The 20482-nt window shown below is 72.7% G+C and carries 19 protein-coding genes; 15 read left to right on the top strand and 4 right to left on the bottom strand.

What is annotated here, in order from left to right; genetic code table 11:
- Positions 1 to 46: 46 nt before the first annotated feature.
- From JQS43_RS01185 to JQS43_RS01215, 7 genes are all read left to right on the top strand, one after another.
- A complete protein-coding gene (locus tag JQS43_RS01185) occupies positions 47 to 3253 on the top strand; it encodes an AfsR/SARP family transcriptional regulator (RefSeq protein ID WP_239677198.1) in 3207 nt (1068 codons plus the stop codon).
- A gap of 78 nt (positions 3254 to 3331) precedes the next feature.
- Complete coding sequence (locus tag JQS43_RS01190; protein ID WP_239677199.1) at positions 3332 to 4303, top strand: ATP-binding cassette domain-containing protein; 972 nt, start codon at positions 3332 to 3334, stop codon at positions 4301 to 4303.
- Complete coding sequence (locus JQS43_RS01195; RefSeq protein WP_239677200.1) at positions 4300 to 5088, top strand: ABC transporter permease; 789 nt, start codon at positions 4300 to 4302, stop codon at positions 5086 to 5088. Before JQS43_RS01190 ends, JQS43_RS01195 begins: the two co-directional genes overlap by 4 nt.
- An 83-nt stretch (positions 5089 to 5171) precedes the next feature.
- Positions 5172 to 5399 (top strand): dodecin, encoded by a 228-nt coding sequence (locus tag JQS43_RS01200; RefSeq protein WP_239677201.1) that lies wholly within the window; start codon positions 5172 to 5174, stop codon positions 5397 to 5399.
- 145 nt (positions 5400 to 5544) lie between these two features.
- Positions 5545 to 6264 carry a PP2C family protein-serine/threonine phosphatase gene (locus JQS43_RS01205; protein WP_239677202.1) on the top strand — a complete coding sequence of 240 codons (720 nt, stop codon included), beginning with the start codon at positions 5545 to 5547 and terminating at the stop codon, positions 6262 to 6264.
- An 8-nt stretch (positions 6265 to 6272) separates the two neighbouring features.
- Entirely contained in the window at positions 6273 to 7556 is a 1284-nt protein-coding gene (locus JQS43_RS01210) for an MFS transporter (protein WP_239677203.1), read from the top strand.
- On the top strand, positions 7553 to 8518 hold the full coding sequence (locus JQS43_RS01215; protein ID WP_239677204.1) for a threonine ammonia-lyase: 966 nt from the start codon (positions 7553 to 7555) through the stop codon (positions 8516 to 8518). The genes JQS43_RS01210 and JQS43_RS01215 overlap by 4 nt, the downstream gene beginning before the upstream one ends.
- Positions 8519 to 8550: 32 nt before the next feature.
- Here the strand turns inward: JQS43_RS01215 and JQS43_RS01220 are convergent, their stop codons facing one another.
- On the bottom strand, positions 8551 to 9012 hold the full coding sequence (locus tag JQS43_RS01220) for an Lrp/AsnC family transcriptional regulator (protein WP_239677205.1): 462 nt from the start codon (positions 9010 to 9012) through the stop codon (positions 8551 to 8553).
- Positions 9013 to 9348: 336 nt separating this feature from the next.
- Between JQS43_RS01220 and JQS43_RS01225 the strand changes: the two genes are divergently transcribed.
- A complete protein-coding gene (locus JQS43_RS01225; RefSeq protein WP_239677206.1) occupies positions 9349 to 9546 on the top strand; it encodes a BldC family transcriptional regulator in 198 nt (65 codons plus the stop codon).
- 30 nt (positions 9547 to 9576) lie between these two features.
- Here the strand turns inward: JQS43_RS01225 and JQS43_RS01230 are convergent, their stop codons facing one another.
- The 3 genes from JQS43_RS01230 to JQS43_RS01240 all read right to left on the bottom strand — a co-directional run bounded on the left by JQS43_RS01230 (position 9577) and on the right by JQS43_RS01240 (position 12699).
- Positions 9577 to 10215 (bottom strand): UbiX family flavin prenyltransferase, encoded by a 639-nt coding sequence (locus JQS43_RS01230; protein ID WP_239677207.1) that lies wholly within the window; start codon positions 10213 to 10215, stop codon positions 9577 to 9579.
- Positions 10216 to 10246: 31 nt separating this feature from the next.
- Complete coding sequence (gene mqnP / locus JQS43_RS01235) at positions 10247 to 11116, bottom strand: menaquinone biosynthesis prenyltransferase MqnP (RefSeq protein WP_420847634.1); 870 nt, start codon at positions 11114 to 11116, stop codon at positions 10247 to 10249.
- 122 nt (positions 11117 to 11238) lie between these two features.
- Positions 11239 to 12699: a menaquinone biosynthesis decarboxylase gene (locus JQS43_RS01240; RefSeq protein ID WP_239677209.1), complete on the bottom strand. Its 1461-nt coding sequence runs from the start codon at positions 12697 to 12699 to the stop codon at positions 11239 to 11241.
- A gap of 62 nt (positions 12700 to 12761) precedes the next feature.
- Here JQS43_RS01240 and JQS43_RS01245 point away from each other — a divergent pair, with 62 nt between their 5' ends.
- The 7 genes from JQS43_RS01245 to JQS43_RS01275 all read left to right on the top strand — a co-directional run bounded on the left by JQS43_RS01245 (position 12762) and on the right by JQS43_RS01275 (position 20479).
- On the top strand, positions 12762 to 13988 hold the full coding sequence (locus tag JQS43_RS01245; protein ID WP_239677210.1) for a GNAT family N-acetyltransferase: 1227 nt from the start codon (positions 12762 to 12764) through the stop codon (positions 13986 to 13988).
- 808 nt (positions 13989 to 14796) lie between these two features.
- Positions 14797 to 15606 carry a dihydropteroate synthase gene (gene folP, locus JQS43_RS01250; protein WP_239679264.1) on the top strand — a complete coding sequence of 270 codons (810 nt, stop codon included), beginning with the start codon at positions 14797 to 14799 and terminating at the stop codon, positions 15604 to 15606.
- A complete protein-coding gene (folB, locus tag JQS43_RS01255) occupies positions 15603 to 15995 on the top strand; it encodes a dihydroneopterin aldolase (RefSeq protein WP_239679265.1) in 393 nt (130 codons plus the stop codon). Before folP ends, folB begins: the two co-directional genes overlap by 4 nt.
- Positions 15992 to 16534 (top strand): 2-amino-4-hydroxy-6-hydroxymethyldihydropteridine diphosphokinase, encoded by a 543-nt coding sequence (gene folK / locus JQS43_RS01260; protein WP_239677211.1) that lies wholly within the window; start codon positions 15992 to 15994, stop codon positions 16532 to 16534. Before folB ends, folK begins: the two co-directional genes overlap by 4 nt.
- Positions 16531 to 17094 carry a DUF3180 domain-containing protein gene (locus JQS43_RS01265; protein WP_239677212.1) on the top strand — a complete coding sequence of 188 codons (564 nt, stop codon included), beginning with the start codon at positions 16531 to 16533 and terminating at the stop codon, positions 17092 to 17094. The genes folK and JQS43_RS01265 overlap by 4 nt, the downstream gene beginning before the upstream one ends.
- 126 nt (positions 17095 to 17220) lie before the next feature.
- Entirely contained in the window at positions 17221 to 18720 is a 1500-nt protein-coding gene (locus JQS43_RS01270; RefSeq protein WP_239677213.1) for an ABC transporter permease, read from the top strand.
- 127 nt (positions 18721 to 18847) lie between these two features.
- Complete coding sequence (locus JQS43_RS01275; RefSeq protein WP_239677214.1) at positions 18848 to 20479, top strand: hypothetical protein; 1632 nt, start codon at positions 18848 to 18850, stop codon at positions 20477 to 20479.
- Positions 20480 to 20482 lie beyond the last annotated feature (3 nt).

Genomic DNA, 20482 nt, shown 5'->3' on the forward strand with positions numbered 1-20482 from the left:
ACGCGTCGGGTTAGGAGTACCGGCCAGGTAGCGGGAGAATCAGCGGATGCGATTCGGAATCCTGGGCCCCACCCAGGTGTGGCTCGACCGCGGGGAGGTCCCGGCACTGGGCGGCCGGCGGCTCCGCGCGCTACTGGTCCGGCTGCTGCTCGACGCCGGCCGGCTGGTCACCACCGAACGCCTGATCGACGACCTCTACGGGGCCGAGCCCCCGGCCGGCGCGGCGAACGCCCTCCAGTCGCAGGTGTCGCGGCTGCGGCGGGTCCTCGGCGACGACCCGCCGGTCGAGTCGCCGCCCGCCGGCTACCGGCTGGCGGTGGCCTCGGAGCTGGTCGACGCGCACCAGTTTCAGCGGCTCACCGATGCCGGTCGACGCGCCGTCGCCGCCGGTGAGTACGCAGCGGCGGCCGCCGGGCTGGCGGAGGCGCTGGCGCTGTGGCGGGGACCCGCGCTCGCCGACGTCGCCGACGCCCCGTTCGCCCCGGCGTGGGTGGCGCACCTCGACGAGCAGCGTCACACCGCGGTCGAGCAGCGGATCGAGGCCCGGCTGCAGTTGGGCGAGGCCGAGGAGGTGCTGCCGGAGCTGCGCCGGTTGCTCGCCGACGAGCCCGCGCGGGAACGACTGTGGGCACAACTGCTGCGGGCGCTCGCCGCGACCGGGCAGCCGGCCGAGGCGCTGGCCACCTTCGAGGCCGCCCGCCGTACCCTCGCCGACCAGTACGGCGTCGATCCGTCGCCGCAGCTGCGGGAGGTGCATCGGGCGATCCTGCGGGGAGACGCCGAGGTGCTGGGGCCGGCGGCCCCGAGCGAGACCCCACCGGCGGGCCTGCCGAAGCGCAGCGAACCGCCGCTGCCGGCCCCGCTGACCAGCTTCGTCGGCCGGGACGCTGAGCTGGCGCAGCTCGCCACGCTGTTGGCTACTTCTCGGCTGGTCACGGTCACCGGACCGGGCGGCGTAGGGAAGACCCGGCTCGCCCTGAGCGCGGCCGGGGCCGCGCTCGCCGACGGACCTACCCGGCTGGTGGAGCTGGCGCCGGTCAGCGGCGGCGGCGAGGTGGCCGGGGCGGTGCTGGCCGCGCTCGGGCTGCGGGAGAGCGGTCTGCGCGGGCTGGCCGGGAGCTCGGCTAGCTCGGTGGCCCCGGAGGACCCGGTGGCGCGGCTGATAACTGCCCTGCAAGAGCAGCCGATGCTGCTGGTGCTGGACAACTGCGAGCAGGTGATCGAGGCGGTCGCGGCGCTCAGCGCGCGGCTGTTGAGCGCCTGTGGCCAGCTGCGGATCCTCGCCACCAGCCGGGAGCCGCTCGGCATCACCGGGGAGGCGTTGCTGCCGCTGGGTGGGCTGGCCCTGCCGCCGGCCGACGCCGCCACGGCGGCCGATTCGCCAGCGGTACGCCTGTTGCTGGACCGGGCCGCCGATGTGGCGCCGGGGTCGGCGATCCCCCCTGCGGTGGCCGCGACGATCTGCCGCACCCTGGACGGGTTGCCGCTGGCGATCGAGCTCGCCGCTGCCCGGCTCCGGTCCCTGACCTACACCGAGGTTGCGGAGCGGCTCGACGACCGGTTCCGGTTGCTGTCCCGGGGGGATCGCACCGTCGAGCCCCGGCATCAGACCCTCCGCGGGGTGGTGGAGTGGAGCTGGGACCTGCTGCGGGAACCCGAACAGGTGCTGGCGAGGCGGCTAGCGGTCTTCGCCGGCGGTGCCACCATCGATGCCGTGGAGCGGGTCGCCGCCGGGTCGGGCGAGGATTCGCTGGAGCTGCTTACCAGCCTGGTGGACAAGTCGATTGTGGAACGCTTCGGGGATCGTTACCGGATGCTGGAGACGATCCGGGCCTACGGTGCCGAGCGGCTGCTCGCGGCCGGGGAGCAGGAGCAGCTGCGGCGGGCCCATGCGGGGTACTACTTGGAGTTGGCGCGCACCGCCGACCCGTACCTGCGCACCGCCGACCAGCTGGAGTGGCTGGCCCGGCTCGACGCGGAGCGGGACAATCTGCACACCGCGCTGCGCAACGCCACCGGCGCCGGCGACCTCGCCACCGCCCTGGGGTTGTGCTCGGCGCTGGCGATGTACTGGTGGCTTCGGGGTCTGCTAGGCGAGGCGGCCCGGCTCGCCCAGGAGCTGTCCGCGGCGATCGGTCCGGCGCCGGCGGAGCCACCGAGCGATGGCCACCCCGCCGCCGACCTGCCGGAGGAGTACGCCGTCTGCGTCCTGATCGCGGCGGCCGGCAGCAGGCAGCGTCCGACGGTCTCGGCGGCCTACTGGTCCGCAGAGGCGCTGGCGGTCCGGACGAGGCGACCGTTTCGTCAGCCCTTCCTCTACTACCTCAGCGCGATGGCCGCTGGGCCGCCTCGGGGCGAGCCGGCGGAGCTGGTCGAGCTGATCACCGCGCACTTCGAACTCGCCAGCGAGCCGTGGATCCGCGGGCTCAGTCCGCTCGGGATCGCGATAGTGCAGGCCTGGCGGCGGGAGTGGGCGCAGGCGGCGAAGCTGTTAGCCGAAGCCGGCGCGATCTTCAGCGAGTTGGGTGAACGGTGGGGCATGTTGGTGACCCTGGCCAATCAGGCTGAGCTGGCGCGGTATCGGGGGGAGCCCGCCGCCGGCATCGCCGACCTGGACGAGGCGCTGCGGCTCGCCGGTGAACTCGACTCCATCGTGGATATGGCCGACGTGTTGCGGGTGCGAGGGGAAAACCGGCGGGCCGCCGGAGACCTGACCGGCGCCGCCGCCGACCTGCGTCGGGCGGCCGAGCTGGCGGCGCGGGCGGGCGCGCCGGAGCTGGTGGCGAGCGCCCGGGTCGGCGAGGCCGTCGTCGCCCTCGACCGGGGCGACGTGGCGCTGGGGCGCGAGCTGGCGGAGCAGGCGTTGGCGGCGTGCCCCACCGGCGGCTTCGCTGGCGAGGCGACCCGGTCGGGGATTCTGGTGGTGCTCGGCGCGATCGCCGCCCGGCAGCAACGGCCCGCCCAGGCCCGCGAGTACTGGGCCGCGGCGCTGCGTTCGCCGGTGCCAGCGTTAGGAGAGCTCGCCAGCGCGGCGCTCGACCAGGCGCTGGCCGATGGCGACCCGGCACGGGCAGCCCGGGTCCTCGGCGCGGCCTCGGTGCTCGCGCGCGACGGATTCACCCAGGGGTGGCCGGGGCCGGGGCGGACGGCGGTGGTCGTGGAGCGGCTGGGGCGGGAGCGGTTCGCGGAGCTGTACGAGGCGGTCGCCGCACTCCCCCCGGAGGCTGCGCGCCGGGTCCTGCTCGGCGAGTAGCCGCCCCGCCGGGCGCCCGTGCCCACCCGGTCAGCGAACGGTGCGGAGCCGGTCAGCGGTGGGCGTCACCGTTGCGGCATGAATCGAGACGATGATGTGGTCGTCGCCGAGCAGCTGCGCAAGCGGTACGGCGATGTTCATGCGCTAGCCGGGTTGGATCTGCGGGTCCCGCCCGGCATGGTCTACGGGCTGTTGGGCCCGAATGGGGCGGGCAAGACCACCGCGGTCCGAGCGCTGTCGACCCTGCTGCGTCCGGACCAGGGCCGGGCGCGGGTGGCGGGCTACGACCTGCTGCGCCAGCCGCACCAGGTACGCGAGCGGATCGCGTTGACCGGCCAGTACGCGGCGGTGGACGAGATCCTCAGCGGCCGGCAGAATCTGATCCTGTTCGGACGGCTGAACCGGCTCTCGGCGCGGCAGGCTAAGCAGCGCGCCGACGAGCTGCTGGGGCGGTTCGACCTTACGGCGGCGGCGGGCCGGGCGGCCGGGCAGTACTCCGGCGGCATGCGCCGGCGGCTGGACCTGGCGGTCAGCCTGATCCGCCGGCCGCAGCTGCTGTTCCTGGACGAGCCGACCACCGGCCTGGATCCACGCAGCCGCAACCAGGTGTGGGAAGCGGTCCGGTCGCTGGTCACCGCGGGTACCACGGTGCTGCTGACCACGCAGTACCTGGAGGAGGCGGACCAGCTCGCGGCCCGGTTGGCGGTGATCGACTCCGGTCGGGTGGTGGCCGAGGGGACGCCGGACGAGCTCAAGTCACGGATCGGGGGTGACCGGCTGGAGGTGGTCGTCCACGACCGGGAGCAGCTCGATCTCGCCGCCGGGATCCTCGGCCGGATCTGCGGCGCGGCACCGGAGCTCGATCCCGAGACCCGCCGGCTCAGCGCGCCGGTCGCGGACCGGATCGGGGCGCTCACCGCGGCCGTCCGGTCGCTCTCCGAGGCGCAGGTCGCGGTGGTGGACATCGGGCTGCGTCGACCCACTCTCGACGAGGCGTTTTTGCAGCTCACTGGGGCTCCGCAGCGAACCGGGCAGGAGGTGCCGGCATGACCGCGACGGTGGTGGACGGCTGGGTGATGGGCCGGCGGTACGTGTCCCATGTGATCCGGGATCCGGCGGAGCTGGCGGTCTACTTCAGCCTGCCGATCATCTTCGTGCTGGTGTTCGGCTACGTGTTCGGCAGCGCGATGATGGTGCCCGGCGGCGGTGACTACCGGGAGTTCCTGTTGCCCGGGGTGTTCGCGATGACCATGCTCTACGGCCTGGGGGCGACCGCCAGCGGGATGGCGCTGGACGCCAGCCGGGGCGTCATCGACCGGTTCCGGTCGTTGCCGGTGGCCCGCTCGGCGCTGGTGGTCGGTCGTTGCCTGGCCGATCTGGTGCGGGCGCTGCTGGAGCTGTCAGTGCTGGTGGTGTGCGGACTGCTGGTGGGCTGGCAGTGGCGGAACAGCCTCGGTGACGCGGTCGCGGCGGTGGGGCTGTTGCTGCTGCTGCGGACCGCGCTCAGCTGGGTGGGGATCTATCTCGGGCTGCTGGTGCGTAACCCGGACACGGTCGGGGTGATCGTCTTTCCGCTGGCGTTCCCGGTCACCGCCGTGTCGAGCATCTTCGTGGCCCCGGAGTTGTTGCCGCGCTGGCTCGGGGTGGTCGCGGAGTGGAATCCGCTCTCGGCCACCGCGGCGGCCACCCGGGAACTGTTCGGCAATCCGGGCCTGCCCGCCTCCGAGTCGTGGCCGGCGCAGCATCCGGTGCTGCTCGCGGTGCTCTGGCCGCTGCTGTTGATAGCGATCTTCGCCCCGCTGGCGGTGCGCCGGTACCAGCGGCTCAGCCGCTGAGCTGAGTCAGCAGCGGGCGCCCGCGCCGGCCGGTCACCGAGCCGTCGGCATAAGGGCGCCCGCTGTGGGGTACCGGGGAGACCATGGAGCATACGTATCGAGTAACCGAGATCGTCGGCACCTCCCCGGAGTCGATCACCCACGCCGTACGCAACGGTCTCGATCGGGCCGGGCAGACCTTGCGTAACCTCGACTGGTTCGAGGTTACGGAGATCCGCGGGCATATCGAGGACGGGGAGATCGGCCACTTTCAGGTCGGCCTAAAGGTCGGATTCCGGCTGGACGACACGGACGGTTCCGGCGGCGGCTGAGCCGCCGGTCGGCTCGACAACCCCAGCATTGCCGCCGCCGGGAAGGTGGTTGCCGGCCGGCCGGTGAAGGTCGCCGCGGCGACTGGCCGGGCCGGAGTGGAGCCTGCGTCGAGACGTACTGGCGCCGATCGGGCAGACTGCTGTCATGAGCGTGATCCTTCGTACCGTGGCGGTCAGTGACCGCGGCAAGGCCCGTGAGAACAACGAGGACGCGGTCCACGCCGGGCCCAACCTGGTCGCCGTCGCCGACGGGGTCGGTGGTGGGCCCTCCGGCGAGGTCGCCAGCGAGATCGTCATCCGGACCCTGGCCGAGTTGGATCAGGATCCGCGTCCGGAGCGCCCCGCCGAGGCGCTACGGGCGGCGGTAGCCGCCGCGAATCAGGGGATCCGGGACGCGATCGAGGCCGACCCCAACCTCGCCGGCATGGGCACCACCCTGACGGCGATGCTCGCCGACGGCGACGGCCTGGATCTGGTGCACGTCGGAGACTCCCGGGCGTACGCGTGGCGGGGCGGGCAGCTTACGCAGTTGACCCGTGACGACACCTATGTGCAGGGGCTGGTCGACCAGGGGTTGATCTCGCCGGCGGAGGCGCGGGCCCACCCGCAGCGGGCGCTGGTGACCCAGGCGGTGCACGGCGCGGGGATCAACCCGTCGTTCGCGGTGGTGACCCCCCGGCCGGGCGACCGCTACCTGCTCTGCAGCGACGGGCTCAGCGACTACGTCGACGACGGGGCGATCGCGCATACGCTGGCCGAGCAGAACGAGTTGGCGAGCTGCGCGCAGCAGCTGATCGACCTCGCCCTGGCGGCCGGCGCGCCCGACAACGTCAGCGTCATCCTGGCCGACGTCACCGAGGTCTGACCGGCGCCGTGGGGGCGCCCGGCCGCTCTCGGCTACTCGCCGCGCTGGTCGGGTTCGGCCTGGTCCTGGTCGCCCTCAACCTCCGGACCCCGGTGACCAGCCTCGGGGCGCTGCTGACTGAGGTGAGCGAAGAGGTAGGGCTCTCACCGGCGCTGGCCGGCGTGGCCACCATGCTGCCGACGATCAGCTTCGGCCTGGTCGGCGGGGCAGCCCCCTGGCTGGTGCGGCGCTACCCGCCCGCCCGGATCCTGACCATCGCGATGGTGGTTCTCGCGGCCGGGACGGCGGCCCGGGCCAGCACCGATTCTGCCGCGGTCTTCCTGGCCTGTAGCGCGCTCGCGCTGGCCGGCATCGCGATCTCGAACGTGCTGTTACCGATGCTGGTCAAGCTCTACTTTCCGACCCGGATCGGGATGCTCACCGGGGCGTACACGATGTCGATGATCCTGGGCAACACGGCCGCAGCCGGAGCATCCGTGCCGGTGGCGGAGGTTACCGGGTCGTGGCGGGTTGGCATCGGCGTGTGGGCCCTGCTGGCGCTGGTGGCCGCGGTGGCGTGGCTGCCGGCGGCGTGGCGGGACCGGACCCCGCGGCGGCGGCCCAGCCCCGAGTACGCCGCCCGGCCGGGCGGGCGGTCCGATGTGTCGCGCCCGGGCCGTCCCGCGCCGGTGCGGACCAGGCTCGGCTGGCTGATGGCTATCCACTTCGGCGCGCAGGCGCTCAACGGTTACGCGATCATGGGTTGGCTGGCGGTGCTGTTCCGGGACGCCGGCTACTCGCCGGCCGCGGCAGGGCTGGCGGTGGCGGCGGTGACGCTGCTCGGGATCCCGCTCGCGTTCGTCATCCCGACGGTGGCCGCAGCGGTCAAGGACCTGCGCCCGGTGGTGCTGGTGCTCGCCGCCGCGAGCGTGGCGGGGTACACGGGGTTGGCGGTGAGCCCGGCGAGCCCGGCGCTGCTGTGGCTGGGCCTGCTCGCGGTCGGTCAGGCGGCGTTCCCGTTCGCGCTGACGTTGATCGGCCTTCGGTCGCGGACCCCGGTGGGGACGGTCTCGCTCTCCGCCTTTACCCAGAGCGCCGGCTACCTTGTCGCCGGTTTCGGGCCGTTGCTGGTTGGCGTACTCTATGGAGTGACCGGCGGGTGGGTGGCGCCACTGGGGTTCCTGATCGCCACCATCCTGATCCAGGCGGTCGCCGGCCTCGCTATCGCCCGCCCTCGATATTTTGAAGACGAGATCGACTCGCCGGGCATCGACGCCGCGGGTGAAGAATCCAGAGCGGAGCTGAGGCGATGATGGGCACCGGGGCCACCCTGGTGACGGCGGCCGAGGTCGCCGCCGCCGCCGCGACGCTCGCCGACGTGGCGGTCACGACTCCGCTGCTGCCGAGCCCATGGTCGCCCGAGTTGTGGCTGAAGCCGGAGAATCTGCAACCCACCGGATCCTTCAAAATCCGCGGTGCCTACGTCGCGATCTCCCGGCTCTCCGCAGCGCAGCGGGGTGCCGGAGTGGTCACCCACTCGTCGGGCAACCATGCCCAGGCGGTGGCGTACGCGGCCCGCGTGTTCGACGCCCCGGCGACGGTGGTGATGCCCGACGTCGCCAGCCCGCACAAGATCGAGGCGACCCGCCAGCTCGGCGCCGAGGTGGTGCTGGTGCCGCCGGCCGAGCGTTCCCGGCGCGCCGAGCAGCTCGCGGTCGAGCATGGGCTGTCGATGATTCCGCCCTACGACCACGCCGACGTGATCGCCGGCCAGGGCACCGTCGGTGGGGAGATCGCCGATGCCGACGCCGAGGTGTCGACGGTGCTGGTGCCGGTCGGCGGGGGCGGGCTGGCGGCCGGCGTGGCGACCGCGTTGGCGGCGCGGCTGCCGCGGGCCCACGTGATCGGCGTCGAGCCGGCGCTCGCCGCGGACGCGCAAGAGTCGCTGGCCGCCGGGGAGCTGCGGCCGTGGCCGGCCGAGCGCACCTACCAGACCGTCGCGGACGGCCTGCGAACCCAGCTTTCGGAGCTGACGCTGGCCCACCTCACCGCCCGGCTCGCCGGCATCCTGACCGTCACGGAGGAGGAGATCCTCGAGACCACCGGGGCGTTGCTGACCGAGGCACGGTTGGTGGTGGAGCCCAGCGGGGCGGTGTCGGCGGCGGCCTGGCGGCACCGTCGCGGGGAGCTACCGGCCGGGCGGACCGTAGCGGTGATCACCGGTGGCAACCTGGGCCCGGCGCGGTTGGCAGAGCTGGCCACGGCCGCGGCCTGAGCCGCGGCCGCCGCCCCCGGCTGGGGCCGGCGTCAGCTGGGCGGGGGCTCGCGGGCCGGCTGCGGACGCCCTTCCCACTTGGTGGAGAGCGCGACTGTGGTGCGGGTCCGGGCCACGCCGCGGATCCGGTTCAGCCGCACGATCAGCTGCTCCAGCTCGGCCATGGTGCCGACCCGTACCTTCAGCAGGAACGACTCTTCGCCGGCGAGGAAGTAGCAGGACTCCACCTCCGGCAGCTCCCGCAGGGCCGCGACGACGTCGTCGATCTCGGTGTCGCTCTGCTGGACGATGCCGATCAGCGCGGTGACGCCGAGGCCGATCGTCTCCGGAGGGACGTCGGCGTGGTAGCCCTGCAGCACCCCGGCCGTCTCCAGCTTGCCCACCCGTTCGTGGACCGAGGGTGGCGTCAGGCCGACCTGCCGGGCGAGTTCGGCGTAGGAGAGCCGGGCGTTGCCACGGAGCAGGTCGACGATGCGGCGGTCGGTAGCGTCCATCTCTCTGCCGACCCTAGTCGGTCCGTGTCCGATTGGGCGCTACCTGGCCCAGGCGGCGGTCTGACCGAAAATCGTGATCACCTCCGCCCGATGGTCAACTTCGCTGGTCCGTTTGGGCCGTATTTGGCCCGGGCGGAGCGGGTTTTGCCGAACCAACCCTGCCCCGTGTAGTCTGGGGCAAAATATGAGTATGGCTCGCAAAGGCTCCGGGGATCGAACTGCCTTAGCCATGCATGTCTCTCAAATGGGGGACATGTCTCGCTGTCGGTGATGTATGCATTTATCGCGACAGTGAAACCTGGGGTCTCGGCGACTTCCACGACGCGAGGAGGGGACGTGGACACGGGAGATCGTCTGCTAACGCCGGGCGAGGTGGCCGCACTGTTCCGCGTCGACCCGAAGACGGTTACCCGCTGGGCGGCCGCCGGGCGGATCGGCAGCATCCGGACGCCCGGAGGACACCGGCGGTTCCGCGAGTCTGAGGTTCGGGCGCTACTCGAGGGAGAGCTGGAGAAGTTGGGCGAGACCCGCTGAGCGCAGCGGGCGATCGGGGCGCGGCGTGACTCAGCGCGCCTCGCCCAGCGCACCGGCCCAGCGCCGGTAGAGCGTGTGTGGGACCGCCAGCGCATCCAGCACCTTCCCCGCCACGAAGTCGATCAACTGCTGCGCTGATGCCTGCGCGCCGGCTCCGTAGAAGCCCGGGCTCGCCGGCAGCACCACTGCGCCAGCGTCGAGCAGCTCCACCAGATGCAGCAGGTGACTGCGGGTCACCGGCGTCTCGCGCGGCACCACCACCACCGGCCGGCGCTCCTTGAGATTCACCTCCGCGGCGCGCTGCAACAGATCCTTAGAGAGCCCGATCGCGATACCCGCGCAGGCGGCGGTGCTCGCTGGCACCACCACCATGCCGCGGGCCTGGTAGGAACCGGAGGACGGGCCGGCGGCGAGATCCCCGGCCGGCCAGTAGCGCAGATCCGCCTCCCCCAGGTCGCGCCCCAGCCAACCGGCCAGATCGTCCCGCCAATGGCCGTCCCGGAACGGCTGACCGGTCTCGTCGAGCAGCGTCAGCCGGGCCGCCCGCGAAACCACCAGATCCACCGGCACCCCGGCGTCGAGCAGGCCGGCGAGCACCGCCGCCGCGTACGGTGTGCCGGATGCGCCGGAGACCCCCACTACCCACGGCCGGCGCGGCTCGCTGGTCATCTTGGCCCCTTGGTCATCCCGGCTCGCCCGGTCATCGCAGGCCACCCCGCAGCACCAGGTCCAGCAGCGCGAACCCGAACAGGGCGATGCCGACGAAGCCGTTGGCTGTGAAGAAGGCGCGGTTGACCCGGGACAGGTCGTCCGGGCGCACGATCGAGTGCTGATACGCGAACGCGGCGGCGGTGAGCGCCAGGCCGACCCACCAGGGCCAGCCGAACCCGACCGCGAAGCCGAACCCGGCGAAGCAGCCGAAGGCGAGCACGTGGGCGCCGACTGCGGCGCGCAGCGCGAACCGTACCCCGTACCGGGCTGGGACGCTGCGTACCCCGATCGTCCGGTCCACCTCGGCGTCCTGGCAGGCGTAGATCAGGTCGAACCCGCCGATCCACAGCCCGACCGCGATCGCCAGCAGCCAGGCCGGCCCCGAGCCGGCGAAGGTGCCGGTCACCGCCAGCCAGGCCCCCATCGGCGCGACCGCCTGCGCCACCGCGAGCACCGCGTGGGGCCAGTCGGTGAACCGTTTGGCGTACGAGTAGAGCACCAGCGGCATCACCGCCACCGGCGCGAGCACGGTGACCAGCGGGTTCAGCAGCACCGCCGCGGTCAGGAAGACGATCAGCGCGACCGCGGCGCCGAGCCAGGCGGTACGCAGACTCACCGCGCCGGTCACCAGCTCGCGCCCGGCGGTCCGCGGGTTCCGGGCGTCGATGTGCCGGTCGATGATCCGGTTGGCCGCCATCGCGAAGGTGCGGGCCCCCACCATCGCCACGGTGATCAGCAGCAGCTCCCGCCAGGCCAGGCCGAGGCCGGTGACGGCCATCGCGGTCAGCGCCGAGAGGTACGCGAACGGTAGCGCGAAGACGCTGTGCTCGATCGCGACCAGCCGGAGGAACGCCCGCACGGACCCTTCCTGCGGCCGATCATGGGGCCCCGCCGCTTCCGGCCGATCATGGGGTTTGGTACCGGAATCTGCCCCGTTCATGTCCTTAAGTCCATGATCATCGCGAGGGGTTTGGGGGGTGGTCACAAGCCGTACTCCCGCCAGCGGCGGTCGACCTTCGCCACCACCTCCGGCGACATCACCGCCTCCTCCGGCCAGCCCCGCGAATACCCCTCGGTGGGGAGCTTCCGGGTCGCGTCGATACCCGCCTTACCGCCCCAGAACTGCTGGTACGAGGCGTGGTCCAGGTGGTCGACCGGCCCCTCGGTGAGTAGCAGGTCCCGGGCGTAGTCGACGTTGCCGAACGCCCGCCAGGCGACCTCGTTGTAGTCGTGGACGTCGCAATCGTCGTCCACCACCACGATCAGCTTCGACAGCGACAACAGGTGGGCGCCCCAGATCGCGTTCATGACCTTCTGGGCGTGCTTCGGGTACCGCTTCCGGATCGAGACGATCACGCAGTTGTGGAACACGCCCGGCTCCGGCATCGAGTAGTCGACGATGTCTGGGATCAACAGCCGCAGCAGCGGCAGGAAGATCCGCTCAGTGGCGTGCCCGAGCGGGCCGTCCTCCTGCGGCGGCTTCGAGGTCACGATCGAGTGGTAGACCGGGTCCCGCTGGGTGGTGATGGCCTGCACATGCAGCACCGGGAAGTCCTCCACCGGCGTGTAGAAGCCGGTGTGGTCGCCGAACGGGCCCTCCGGGGCACGCTCACCCGGCTCCACGTACCCCTCCAGCACCACCTGGGCGTGCGCCGGCACCCGCAGCGGCACCGTTTTGCAGTCCACCAGCTCCACCCGCTCCCCCCGGAGGAATCCGGCGAACAGGTATTCATCGATGTCACCGGGGAGCGGGGCAGAGGCTGCGTACGAGACCACCGGGTCGCAGCCGAACGCGATCGCCACCGGCAACCGCTGGCCGAGCCGTTCGGCGACCGCGTGGTGGGCGGTCGAGTCCTTATGGATCTGCCAGTGCATCCCCAGCGTGTTCGGCGAGTGCTGCTGCAACCGGTAAAGCCCCAGGTTGCGCTTGCCGGTCTCCGGGTGGGCGGTGTGAGTCAGCCCGTAGTTGTGGAAGATGCCGCCATCGCCAGGCCAGGTCTGCAGGCCGGGTAGCCGGTTCAGGTCCACCTCGGTGTCCTTGTAGATCACCTCTTGGCAGGGGGCCGACTTCACCCGCTTCGGCGGCACCGACTTGAGCTGCATCACCTTGCCCAGGCCTTCGCGGATGCCCGACCAACCCACCGGCAGCTCCGGCTTGGCCAACGCCCCGATCCGGTCCCCGATCTCGTCGACGCTCTCGACTCCCAGCGCCAGCGCCATCCGGCGTTGGGAGCCGAACAGGTTGATCGCTACCGGCATGTCGCCGCGGGTGGGCCGCTCGAAGAGCAGTGCCGGCCCCTGGTTGCGAACCGTCCGAGTGACGATCTCGCTGATCTCCAGCGTGGGATCGACCGGTGCCCGGACCCGGTGCAGCTCACCGGCGGCCTCCAGGGCAGCGAGGAAGTCTTTCAGGTCGTGGTACGGGAACGTCGGCACACCCATGCTGCCAGTCTGCCGGCCGAAGCTGGTGGCTGGCCGGTGGGGGTGGCTGGCAGACTGCCCGGATGGAGATCCACCACCCCCTCGCTGACGGACTGGTCCTGCGTACCGCCGGCCCCGCGGACCTCGACCAGATCGCGGCGCTGCTGACCGACCGGGGCGACCAGGTGGACGCGGTCGACCATCGACTGATCGTCTCCGACCCGGAGGTGGGGTGGGAGGCGTGCGCGGTGGTGGTCGACGGCGATCGGGTCGTCTCCACCGCCTCGCTGCTCGACGAGGTGCTGTGGTTGGCGGGCCAGCCGATCCCCGCCGGGCAGGTGGAGCTGGTCGCCACCGCTCGAGACTATGAGGGGCGCGGGCTGGTCCGGGCGCTCATGGGGTGGGCCCACGAGTGCTCCGCCGCCCGCGGCCACCTCGCCCAGATCATGATCGGCATCCCGTACTTCTATCGGCAGTTCGGCTACTCGTACGCCATCCCACTGGCCACCGGGCGGCCGCTCACCGCCGCGCCGCCGGCCGCCCCCGGCCACCAGGTGCACGAGGCGACGGCGGCGGAGATCCCGGCGATGGCGGCGCTGCAGGAGGCTGCGCAGGCCGGGGCGCAGCTGCGAATGCCACACTCGCCGAGCTCCTGGCGCTGGCTGGTGGCGCACGACGCGACCCAGCAGTGGCTGGTGACCCGGGACGGGGCGCCGGTGGCGACCGGCCGGACCGGCGTGGGCAGCGCGGGGGTACGCCTCGCCGAGCTCGCCGCCACCGACTCCGCGTCGGCGTACGCGCTGGTGGCGCACGCAGCGTCGCTGGCTCGGGAGCCGGCGGATCCGCCGCCGGTCCGGGTGTACGAGCGGCCGGGCACGGTCGGCGACGCAGCGCTCGCCGGCTACCTGGGGCCGGTCGCGGACCAGCCGCAGCGGTACTACGCCCGGGTGCCGGACCCGGCGGCGCTGCTGGCCCAGCTACGCCCGGTGCTCTCAGCGCGGCTCGCTGGCAGCGAGTTCGCCGAGGCCAGCGGCGAGTTGGTGCTCTCGTTCTACCGCAGCCACCTGCGGTTGCCGTACCAGGCGGGCACGGTGGGCGCGCCGATCCTGGGCGGCACCATGCAGTGGGTAGGTTCGGACGGCGCCGCGGTGCCACCGGACCTGCTGCCGTCGTTGCTGTTCGGGACTGACGGGTTTGCCGGGCTCGCCCGGATCCACCCGGACGTGTCGGCCGGTGCCCACGCGGCAGGGCTGATGGCGGTGCTCTTCCCCCCGGTGCACGGCGACCTGCTCAGCTACTACCTGCCCTAGCCTCGGCCGACCAGGTCCGGACCTTGATCATCACGTAGCTCCGCCGGCCAGCCGTGTCCGTAATGCCCCCTTCTCGTGGCGGTGCGGCCGGGTTGGGGTGTCGACCCGAAGATCCAAAGCCCGGCGGCTGTACGACACGCGGCGGACCGTACAGCCGCGGGGTAGTTGATCAACTCAGCAGGGTGCTCGGAACGACCTGCCGCGCCTGAGTGGCCCCGCTTGGTCGGTTGGGTGGTGATCCACTACGGCGACAAAACGGGTTTAGCCTGGCAAAGCAGGCACCACTCAACCCACCAAGAAAGCCAAGCCCGCTGGCGCGGGCACGTGGGACGAGCTGCCCGGAGCCGACTTGTGGCGCCGGTCCTCTCGGCCGCCGGCTGACTCGCGCCGGGATCGCGTTCGACGGAAGTCTGTACCAGGTCTGCCCGCCGATCTTGCAGCCGACAGCCCGGCCGATGGCGTATGCGTAAGCAAAGCAAACGCCTCCGCAGCGTGGCCGCGGCCAGGCGCGGACGACGAACTCCTCGACGGTGCCGGGCAACGCTGCTTGAGGCGGGGCGGGCGGAGTCAGTCGCGGCGGTTACGGCGCAGCAGCCACCAGGCGACCGTTAACCCCGCGGCGACCGCCAGCACACAGCCGCAGGCGGCGAGTAGCGAACCGCTGCCAGGGTCGAGGTAGGCGTACAAAGAGGGCCTCCACGTCGGTCGATGATGGGGCCGATGACCGTACCAACCGGCCCGGGGGTGTCGCTGACCGTAGTACGGTCAGGGGGTGGGGTCTTTCGAGATCGGCGCTGGGCCGGTCGTAATGGGGGTGCTCAACGTCACCCCGGACTCGTTCTCCGATGGTGGCCGCTTCCTCGACCGCGCCGACGCGGTGGCGCACGCCACGGAGCTGTGGCAACAGGGCGCCGACGTGATCGATGTCGGCGGCGAGTCGACCCGGCCGGGCGCTGACCGGGTGGACGCGGCGACCGAGACCGCCCGGGTGCTGCCGGTGATCCGGGACCTCGCCGCCGCTGGGGTGCCGATGAGCGTCGACACCAGTCGGGCGGAGGTGGCGGCGGCGGCGCTGTCGGCCGGCGTCTCGGTGGTCAACGACGTCTCCGGGGGGCTCGCCGACCCGGCGATGGTGAAGGTGGTCGCCGACGCCGGCTGCCCGTACGTGATCATGCATTGGCGGGGCCACTCCCGCCGGATGGCGGAGCTGGCGAGGTACGACGACGTGGTCGCCGAGGTCTGCGCCGAGCTGCGGGAGCGGGTCGACGACGCGCTCACCGCGGGGATCGCCGCCGACAAGATCATTCTTGATCCGGGGCTCGGCTTCGCTAAGACCGCCGCCCACAACTGGGCGCTCACCCAGCGGCTGTCCGAGGTGCTGGCGCTGGGGTTTCCGGTGCTGATCGGGACCAGCCGCAAGCGTTACCTCGGGGAGCTGCTCGCCGACCCGTCCGGGTCTCCCCGGCCGGAGCTGGACCGGGAGGCCGCGGTCGTCGCCACCTCCCTGCTGGCGGTGGCGGCGGGCGCCTGGGGGGTGCGGGTCCACGAGGTTCGCGGAATCCGGGACGCGCTCGCGGTGTGGCACGCCTCCGGCCGACCGCGGATCGGGGGCAGCTGATGGACCGGATTCACCTGACCGGGCTGCGGGTTCCCGGGCGGCACGGGGTCTACGACTCCGAGCGGGAGCGGGGGCAGGACTTCGTGGTCGACGCGGTGCTGGAGCTGGACCTGTCGCCGGCGGCCGCCTCCGACGAGGTCGCCGACACGGTCGACTACGGCCACCTCGCCGACCAGCTCGCCGAGGTGGTGGCCGGCCCGCCGGTGCGACTGTTGGAGACGTTGGCGACCCGGTTGTGCGCGGTCTGCCTCGCCGACCACCGGGTGCTGGCGGTCACGATCACGGTGCACAAGCCCGCCGCACCGATCGGCCACGCGTTCCGGGATGTGTCGGTGACCCGCCGGGTGGCCCGGCCGGGTCGGCCGGGTCGGCCGGAGCACCCAGCGTGACCCGGGCAGTGCTGTCGCTGGGGAGCAACCTCGGCGACCGGTACGCCGAGCTGTGTGCCGCGGTCGCCGCGCTCGACGACGAGCTACTGGTCGCCTCCGGGGTGTACGAGACTCCGCCGTGGCCGCCCGGTGAGCAGGTGCCGCCGTACCTCAACGCCGCCGTGCTCGTCTGCGACCAGGGCGACGACCCTTACCACTGGTTGCGGCGGGCGCGGGAGCTGGAGGCGGCCGCTGGACGTACCCGGTCGGAGGCCCGACCGCCCGGTGCCCCGCACGAGCCGCGACCGCTCGATGTCGACGTGGTGATGGTGTGGGGCGCGGACGACCAGCCGGTGGTCGCGAACGAACCGGAGTTCACGTTGCCCCATCCCCGGGCCCATCTGCGCGCGTTTGTGCTGCGGCCGTGGCTGGACATTCAGCCCTACGCGGCGTTGCCTGGGCACGGGTGGGTGACCGATCTGATGCGGACCGAGCCGGTCGCCGGAGAGGTTACGCAGCTGAGTCCGCGACCGGAACTACCGCTACAGTCGGGGGCATGAGCGAGCGCCCGCCCGCCCTGCGGCCGACCCAGCCGGCCACCCTCGTGGTTGCGGCCCTGGCGGCCGCCGCGGTGGCCTGGCTGCTGATCAGCAATTTCTATCAACAGCTGCCGCCGATGGTCTGGCCGCCGGTGATCCTGATCGGCGGGATCGCGCTGCTGGAGGCCGGCGCCGCCCGCAGTCTCTGGGAACGGATCCACGGGCGGGGTGGTCTGCTCGCGACCCGCCCCCGTGGTGGTGCCCCGGTGGGTCGCGATGGGCGGCCCCGGGAGCCGATGGATCCGTTGGTGGTGGTGCGGTTCGCGGTGCTCGCGAAAGCCTCCTCAGTAGGCGGTGCGATCTTCATCGGGCTGTACGCGGGTTTTCTGCCCTGGTTGGCGATCGAGTCCGGCCGGCTCACGGGCGCCCGCGCTGACCTGCCGGCCACGGTAGGTGGCTTGGTCGTGTCGGTCGCGCTGGTGGCGGCGGCGTTGTGGCTGGAGCGGGCGTGCCGAGTGCCGGACCATGACGGCGAACCACCGGAGCCTGGTGGCCGACCGGAAGATCCAACTGACTCCTAGTAGGACCTGCGCTACGCTGCGATGTTCTTCACTCCGGGGGGTACCCTGAGATCCCCGGGGCGGGTACGGTGCGTGCCGTGACGGCCGAGCCTGACGGCCCGATTTGGACAGCAGTGGAGGCGTACCATGGCGTACGACGACCGGCGGTACGGGCGGCGTGAGATGGAGCCCGGTGACGAGGCTGAGTTAACCCCCCGGGGCTACCCACACCAGGCCGGTTACCACGATCAGGGAGCGGGCCGGCGCGGTGGCACCGGCGCCCACCGGGTGATCGATACCCCGGGCGCGGTCGCCACCGTCGATCCCGACGAGGAAGAGACCACGGTCGTCACGTCTGCCGAGGCCCCGGAGGTGTTCGAGACCCGCGGTGGGGTCGAGCCGGGTCGGGACCGGCTCGGCGTCCACCTGGTCTGGGAGTTCCTGCTCATCTTGGGCGTCGCTGGTCTGGTCTACCTGCTCCACCAGGCCCAGCCGGAGGCCCTGCGCGGCGGCGAGTTGGCGGAACTGCTGGTGACCGCCGCCGGCTTCGGGCTGCTCGCCCTCGCCGCTGGCGTGACCCTGCGGGCCGGCGCCCCCAACCTGGCGATCGGCCCGGTCGCGGCCGCCGCCGGCGCCTACTTCGCCGATCGCGGCGGCGACGGCGTGGCGATCTCGACAATCTTCACGCTCGGTGTCGCGATCATCTTCGGGTTGCTGGTGGCGGCGCTGGTGGTGCTGTTTCATGTGCCGGGCTGGGCGGCCACGCTCGCCGCTGCCGGCGCCGTGGTGATCTGGCTGCAGCTGCAGCCGCCGACGATTCCGCTGACCGGCGCGTTCGACCCCACCAACCAGGCCGCGTACCTGTTCGCCGTGGTCGCGGCGCTCGGCATCCTCGGCGGGTTGCTGGGGACGGTCCGCTCGGTTCGGCAGGCGGTGGGTCGCTTCCGGCCGGTCGCCGACCCGGCGGCGCGGCGCGGCGGCCCGGCGGCGATGGTGACTGCCGGGGCGCTGATCCTGTCGATGACCTTCGCGGCGGTGGCCGGCGTCATCCTGGTCGCCGGGGCGGGTCAGCCCGCCCAGGGCAGCGTCGGGGTGAACTGGTTCACCTGGACGGTGATCGGGATCGGCGTGGCGCTGGCCGGCGGCACCAGCGCGTATGGCCGCCGGGGCGGCGTGCTGGGCACCATCCTCGCGGTGGTGGCGTTGGTGCTTTTCGACCGGTACCAGGCCGCCCAGGATTGGCAGATCGCGCTGCTGGCGACCGGGCTCGGCGCGGTGGTGCTGGGGTTGGCGGTGACCCGGCTGGTGGAACGGTTCGGCCGGGCGCCGGGGGAGGCGGATGAGCTGGCCTGGTCCGAGGCGTCGGCGGAGCCGGGCGGGGTGGGTCGCGGCGGCAACGTCGAGCCGCCGCCGGAGCAAGCTACCGCGGTGGACGAGTGGCGTGGCCCGGCCGGGGTGGCCGGCCCCGCCGACGAGGGCTGGCGGGCCGCCCGCGGGCCCGCGAGCCGTGCGGAGCGGGCCGGGTGGCCGGCGATGTCGTCGGCGACTGAGCCGGAGGCGTCCGCCGTCGATTCCTGGTCGTCCACCCTGCCGGCACGGCCCGCGCCGACCCGGCCGACGTGGGAAGACGACCGCTGGGGTCGTTGATCAGCGCCGATAAGCCCGATCCCGGGGGCTGGCCGAGCCATGGTGAGCCGCTTCACGTGCCGCCGCCACGATCCGGGCGGTCGCCAGCCGTTTCCAACCGGTAGAACTCTCGGTAGCCTCTATACCCATGCCGGACGGAGACGCTGACGACAATGCGCGTAGCCGGCTGCCCAACTACCTGTTCTGGGGTGGGGTCGGGGTCGCGCCGCTCGCCGGGCTGCTCATGTTGCTGGGCAGCTTCCGGATCGGCGGCTTTCTCGGGATGACCGCGGTGGTGCTGATCGCGGCGTCGATGGCGATGCGTCCAGACGTCGCTACGGTGCGCCTCCGGATCGAGGAGACCCTGCTTGAGGAGGTCGATGTCGCGCGCGAGGAGCTGCGCGGCGAGATCGGCACCTCGGCCCGGGCCACGCACCAGATGGTGGGCGAACGGATCGGCGCGCTGCAGCAGACAGTGGACTCACTGCGGGCGGAACGGGGTGCGCCACCGCCGGGCCCGGCGGCCGCCTCGGCGGCGGTGCCGCCGCCGCAGGCCGCCGCGCCACCCGGTCACTCGGCGATGCCGGCGCCGCGCGGCGCGCCGCTGGGCCGGGCCGCCGCCGGCGCGGCTCCGGTCTCTGGGCCGGTTCGTTCTGCCGCACCGGTGCCGAACGGCTACGCCAACGGCGCGGCGAACGGTGCGGCCCGGGTCAACGGCGCCGCCCCGGTCAACGGCTCGCCTCGGGCGATCGGGGCCGGCCATGCGGATCCGCCGCCGGAACCTCGTCGGGGTGCGGCACCGGAGGGTCGAGCTGCGGCCGGTCGGCCGGTCTCTTCCGGTGGTGGTTACGGGGCCGGGCGTCGGCGTGGCTACCAGCCGGAGAGCGGCGGCGACGAATGGTCCACCGTGGTGCCGCAGAGCGCAGTCCCGGAGCCGCCGGTGGATTCCTGGTCGGATCGGGCGTCCCGTGACAAGTACGCCGCGGCGCCATATGGCGAGCCAAAATTCGGTGGGCCCCAGTACGGTGAATCCCAGTACGGTGAATCCCAGTACGGCGAGTCCCAGTACGGCGAATCCCAGTACGGTGAGTCGCCATATGCTGACCAGCAGCACGGTGGCCAGTGGCCGGTCTCGCCCTCGCCGACTGGCCGGGGGCGCTCCCGGCGGCGGGACGACGACGGTGGCCCGGCGGCGGACCGGTCGGGCGGCCGGTGGGCGGCCACCCGGGACGACGACAGCCCCGGCGACCCCCGGGCCGGCGACCCCCGGGCCGGCGAGCGCCGGGGCGGCCGGCGCGGCGAGCCTGCCGGTGACGAGCGTTGGAGCGGTTCCCGGTGGGACGAGGGCGGCTATGGGCAGCGCCGCTACGACGGGCCGTTCTCCGACGACGACGGCGGCGGCCACCGGCACCGCGGCGGCAGCGTCAGCGGCCCCGGTTACGGCGGCAGCGTCAGCTCGCCCGGCTACGGCGGGACGGGTTCGCCAGGGTATGACAGCGTCAGCGGCCCCGGGTACGGCAGCGTGAGCTCGCCCGGCTACGGCGGTGGTTCGCCCGGTTACGGCGGTGGGTCGCCCGGCTATGGCGGGGGTTCGGCGGAACGACCGGACTACAGCCGGCGGGCCCTCCCGGCGGCCAGCAGCGAACCTTCCTGGAACGACAGCTGGGAGGAGCCGGAGCGGCCGAGCGGCGGCCGCCGGCACCGGGAGGATCGCGACGACGAGTACGGGGGGTCACGGCGGCAGTTCGACTTCGGCCGCTCCGACGAGCGGTGGCGCTAACCC

This window comes from Natronosporangium hydrolyticum (genome assembly GCF_016925615.1).
Classification (GTDB): Bacteria; Actinomycetota; Actinomycetes; order Mycobacteriales; family Micromonosporaceae; genus Natronosporangium; species Natronosporangium hydrolyticum.

Bases quoted from the DNA above. Each gene is read 5' to 3' on its own strand.
- JQS43_RS01215 (WP_239677204.1), top strand. From the start codon at position 7,553: ATGATGGGCACCGGGGCCACCCTGGTGACGGCGGCCGAGGTCGCCGCC.
- JQS43_RS01190 (WP_239677199.1), top strand. From the start codon at position 3,332: ATGAATCGAGACGATGATGTGGTCGTCGCCGAGCAGCTGCGCAAGCGG.
- JQS43_RS01230 (WP_239677207.1), bottom strand. From the start codon at position 10,215: ATGACCAGCGAGCCGCGCCGGCCGTGGGTAGTGGGGGTCTCCGGCGCA.
- JQS43_RS01245 (WP_239677210.1), top strand. From the start codon at position 12,762: ATGGAGATCCACCACCCCCTCGCTGACGGACTGGTCCTGCGTACCGCC.
- JQS43_RS01240 (WP_239677209.1), bottom strand. From the start codon at position 12,699: ATGGGTGTGCCGACGTTCCCGTACCACGACCTGAAAGACTTCCTCGCT.
- JQS43_RS01275 (WP_239677214.1), top strand. From the start codon at position 18,848: ATGCCGGACGGAGACGCTGACGACAATGCGCGTAGCCGGCTGCCCAAC.
- JQS43_RS01205 (WP_239677202.1), top strand. From the start codon at position 5,545: ATGAGCGTGATCCTTCGTACCGTGGCGGTCAGTGACCGCGGCAAGGCC.
- folP (WP_239679264.1), top strand. From the start codon at position 14,797: ATGGGGGTGCTCAACGTCACCCCGGACTCGTTCTCCGATGGTGGCCGC.
- JQS43_RS01185 (WP_239677198.1), top strand. From the start codon at position 47: ATGCGATTCGGAATCCTGGGCCCCACCCAGGTGTGGCTCGACCGCGGG.
- JQS43_RS01195 (WP_239677200.1), top strand. From the start codon at position 4,300: ATGACCGCGACGGTGGTGGACGGCTGGGTGATGGGCCGGCGGTACGTG.
- JQS43_RS01220 (WP_239677205.1), bottom strand. From the start codon at position 9,012: ATGGACGCTACCGACCGCCGCATCGTCGACCTGCTCCGTGGCAACGCC.
- JQS43_RS01270 (WP_239677213.1), top strand. From the start codon at position 17,221: ATGGCGTACGACGACCGGCGGTACGGGCGGCGTGAGATGGAGCCCGGT.
- JQS43_RS01200 (WP_239677201.1), top strand. From the start codon at position 5,172: ATGGAGCATACGTATCGAGTAACCGAGATCGTCGGCACCTCCCCGGAG.
- JQS43_RS01265 (WP_239677212.1), top strand. From the start codon at position 16,531: ATGAGCGAGCGCCCGCCCGCCCTGCGGCCGACCCAGCCGGCCACCCTC.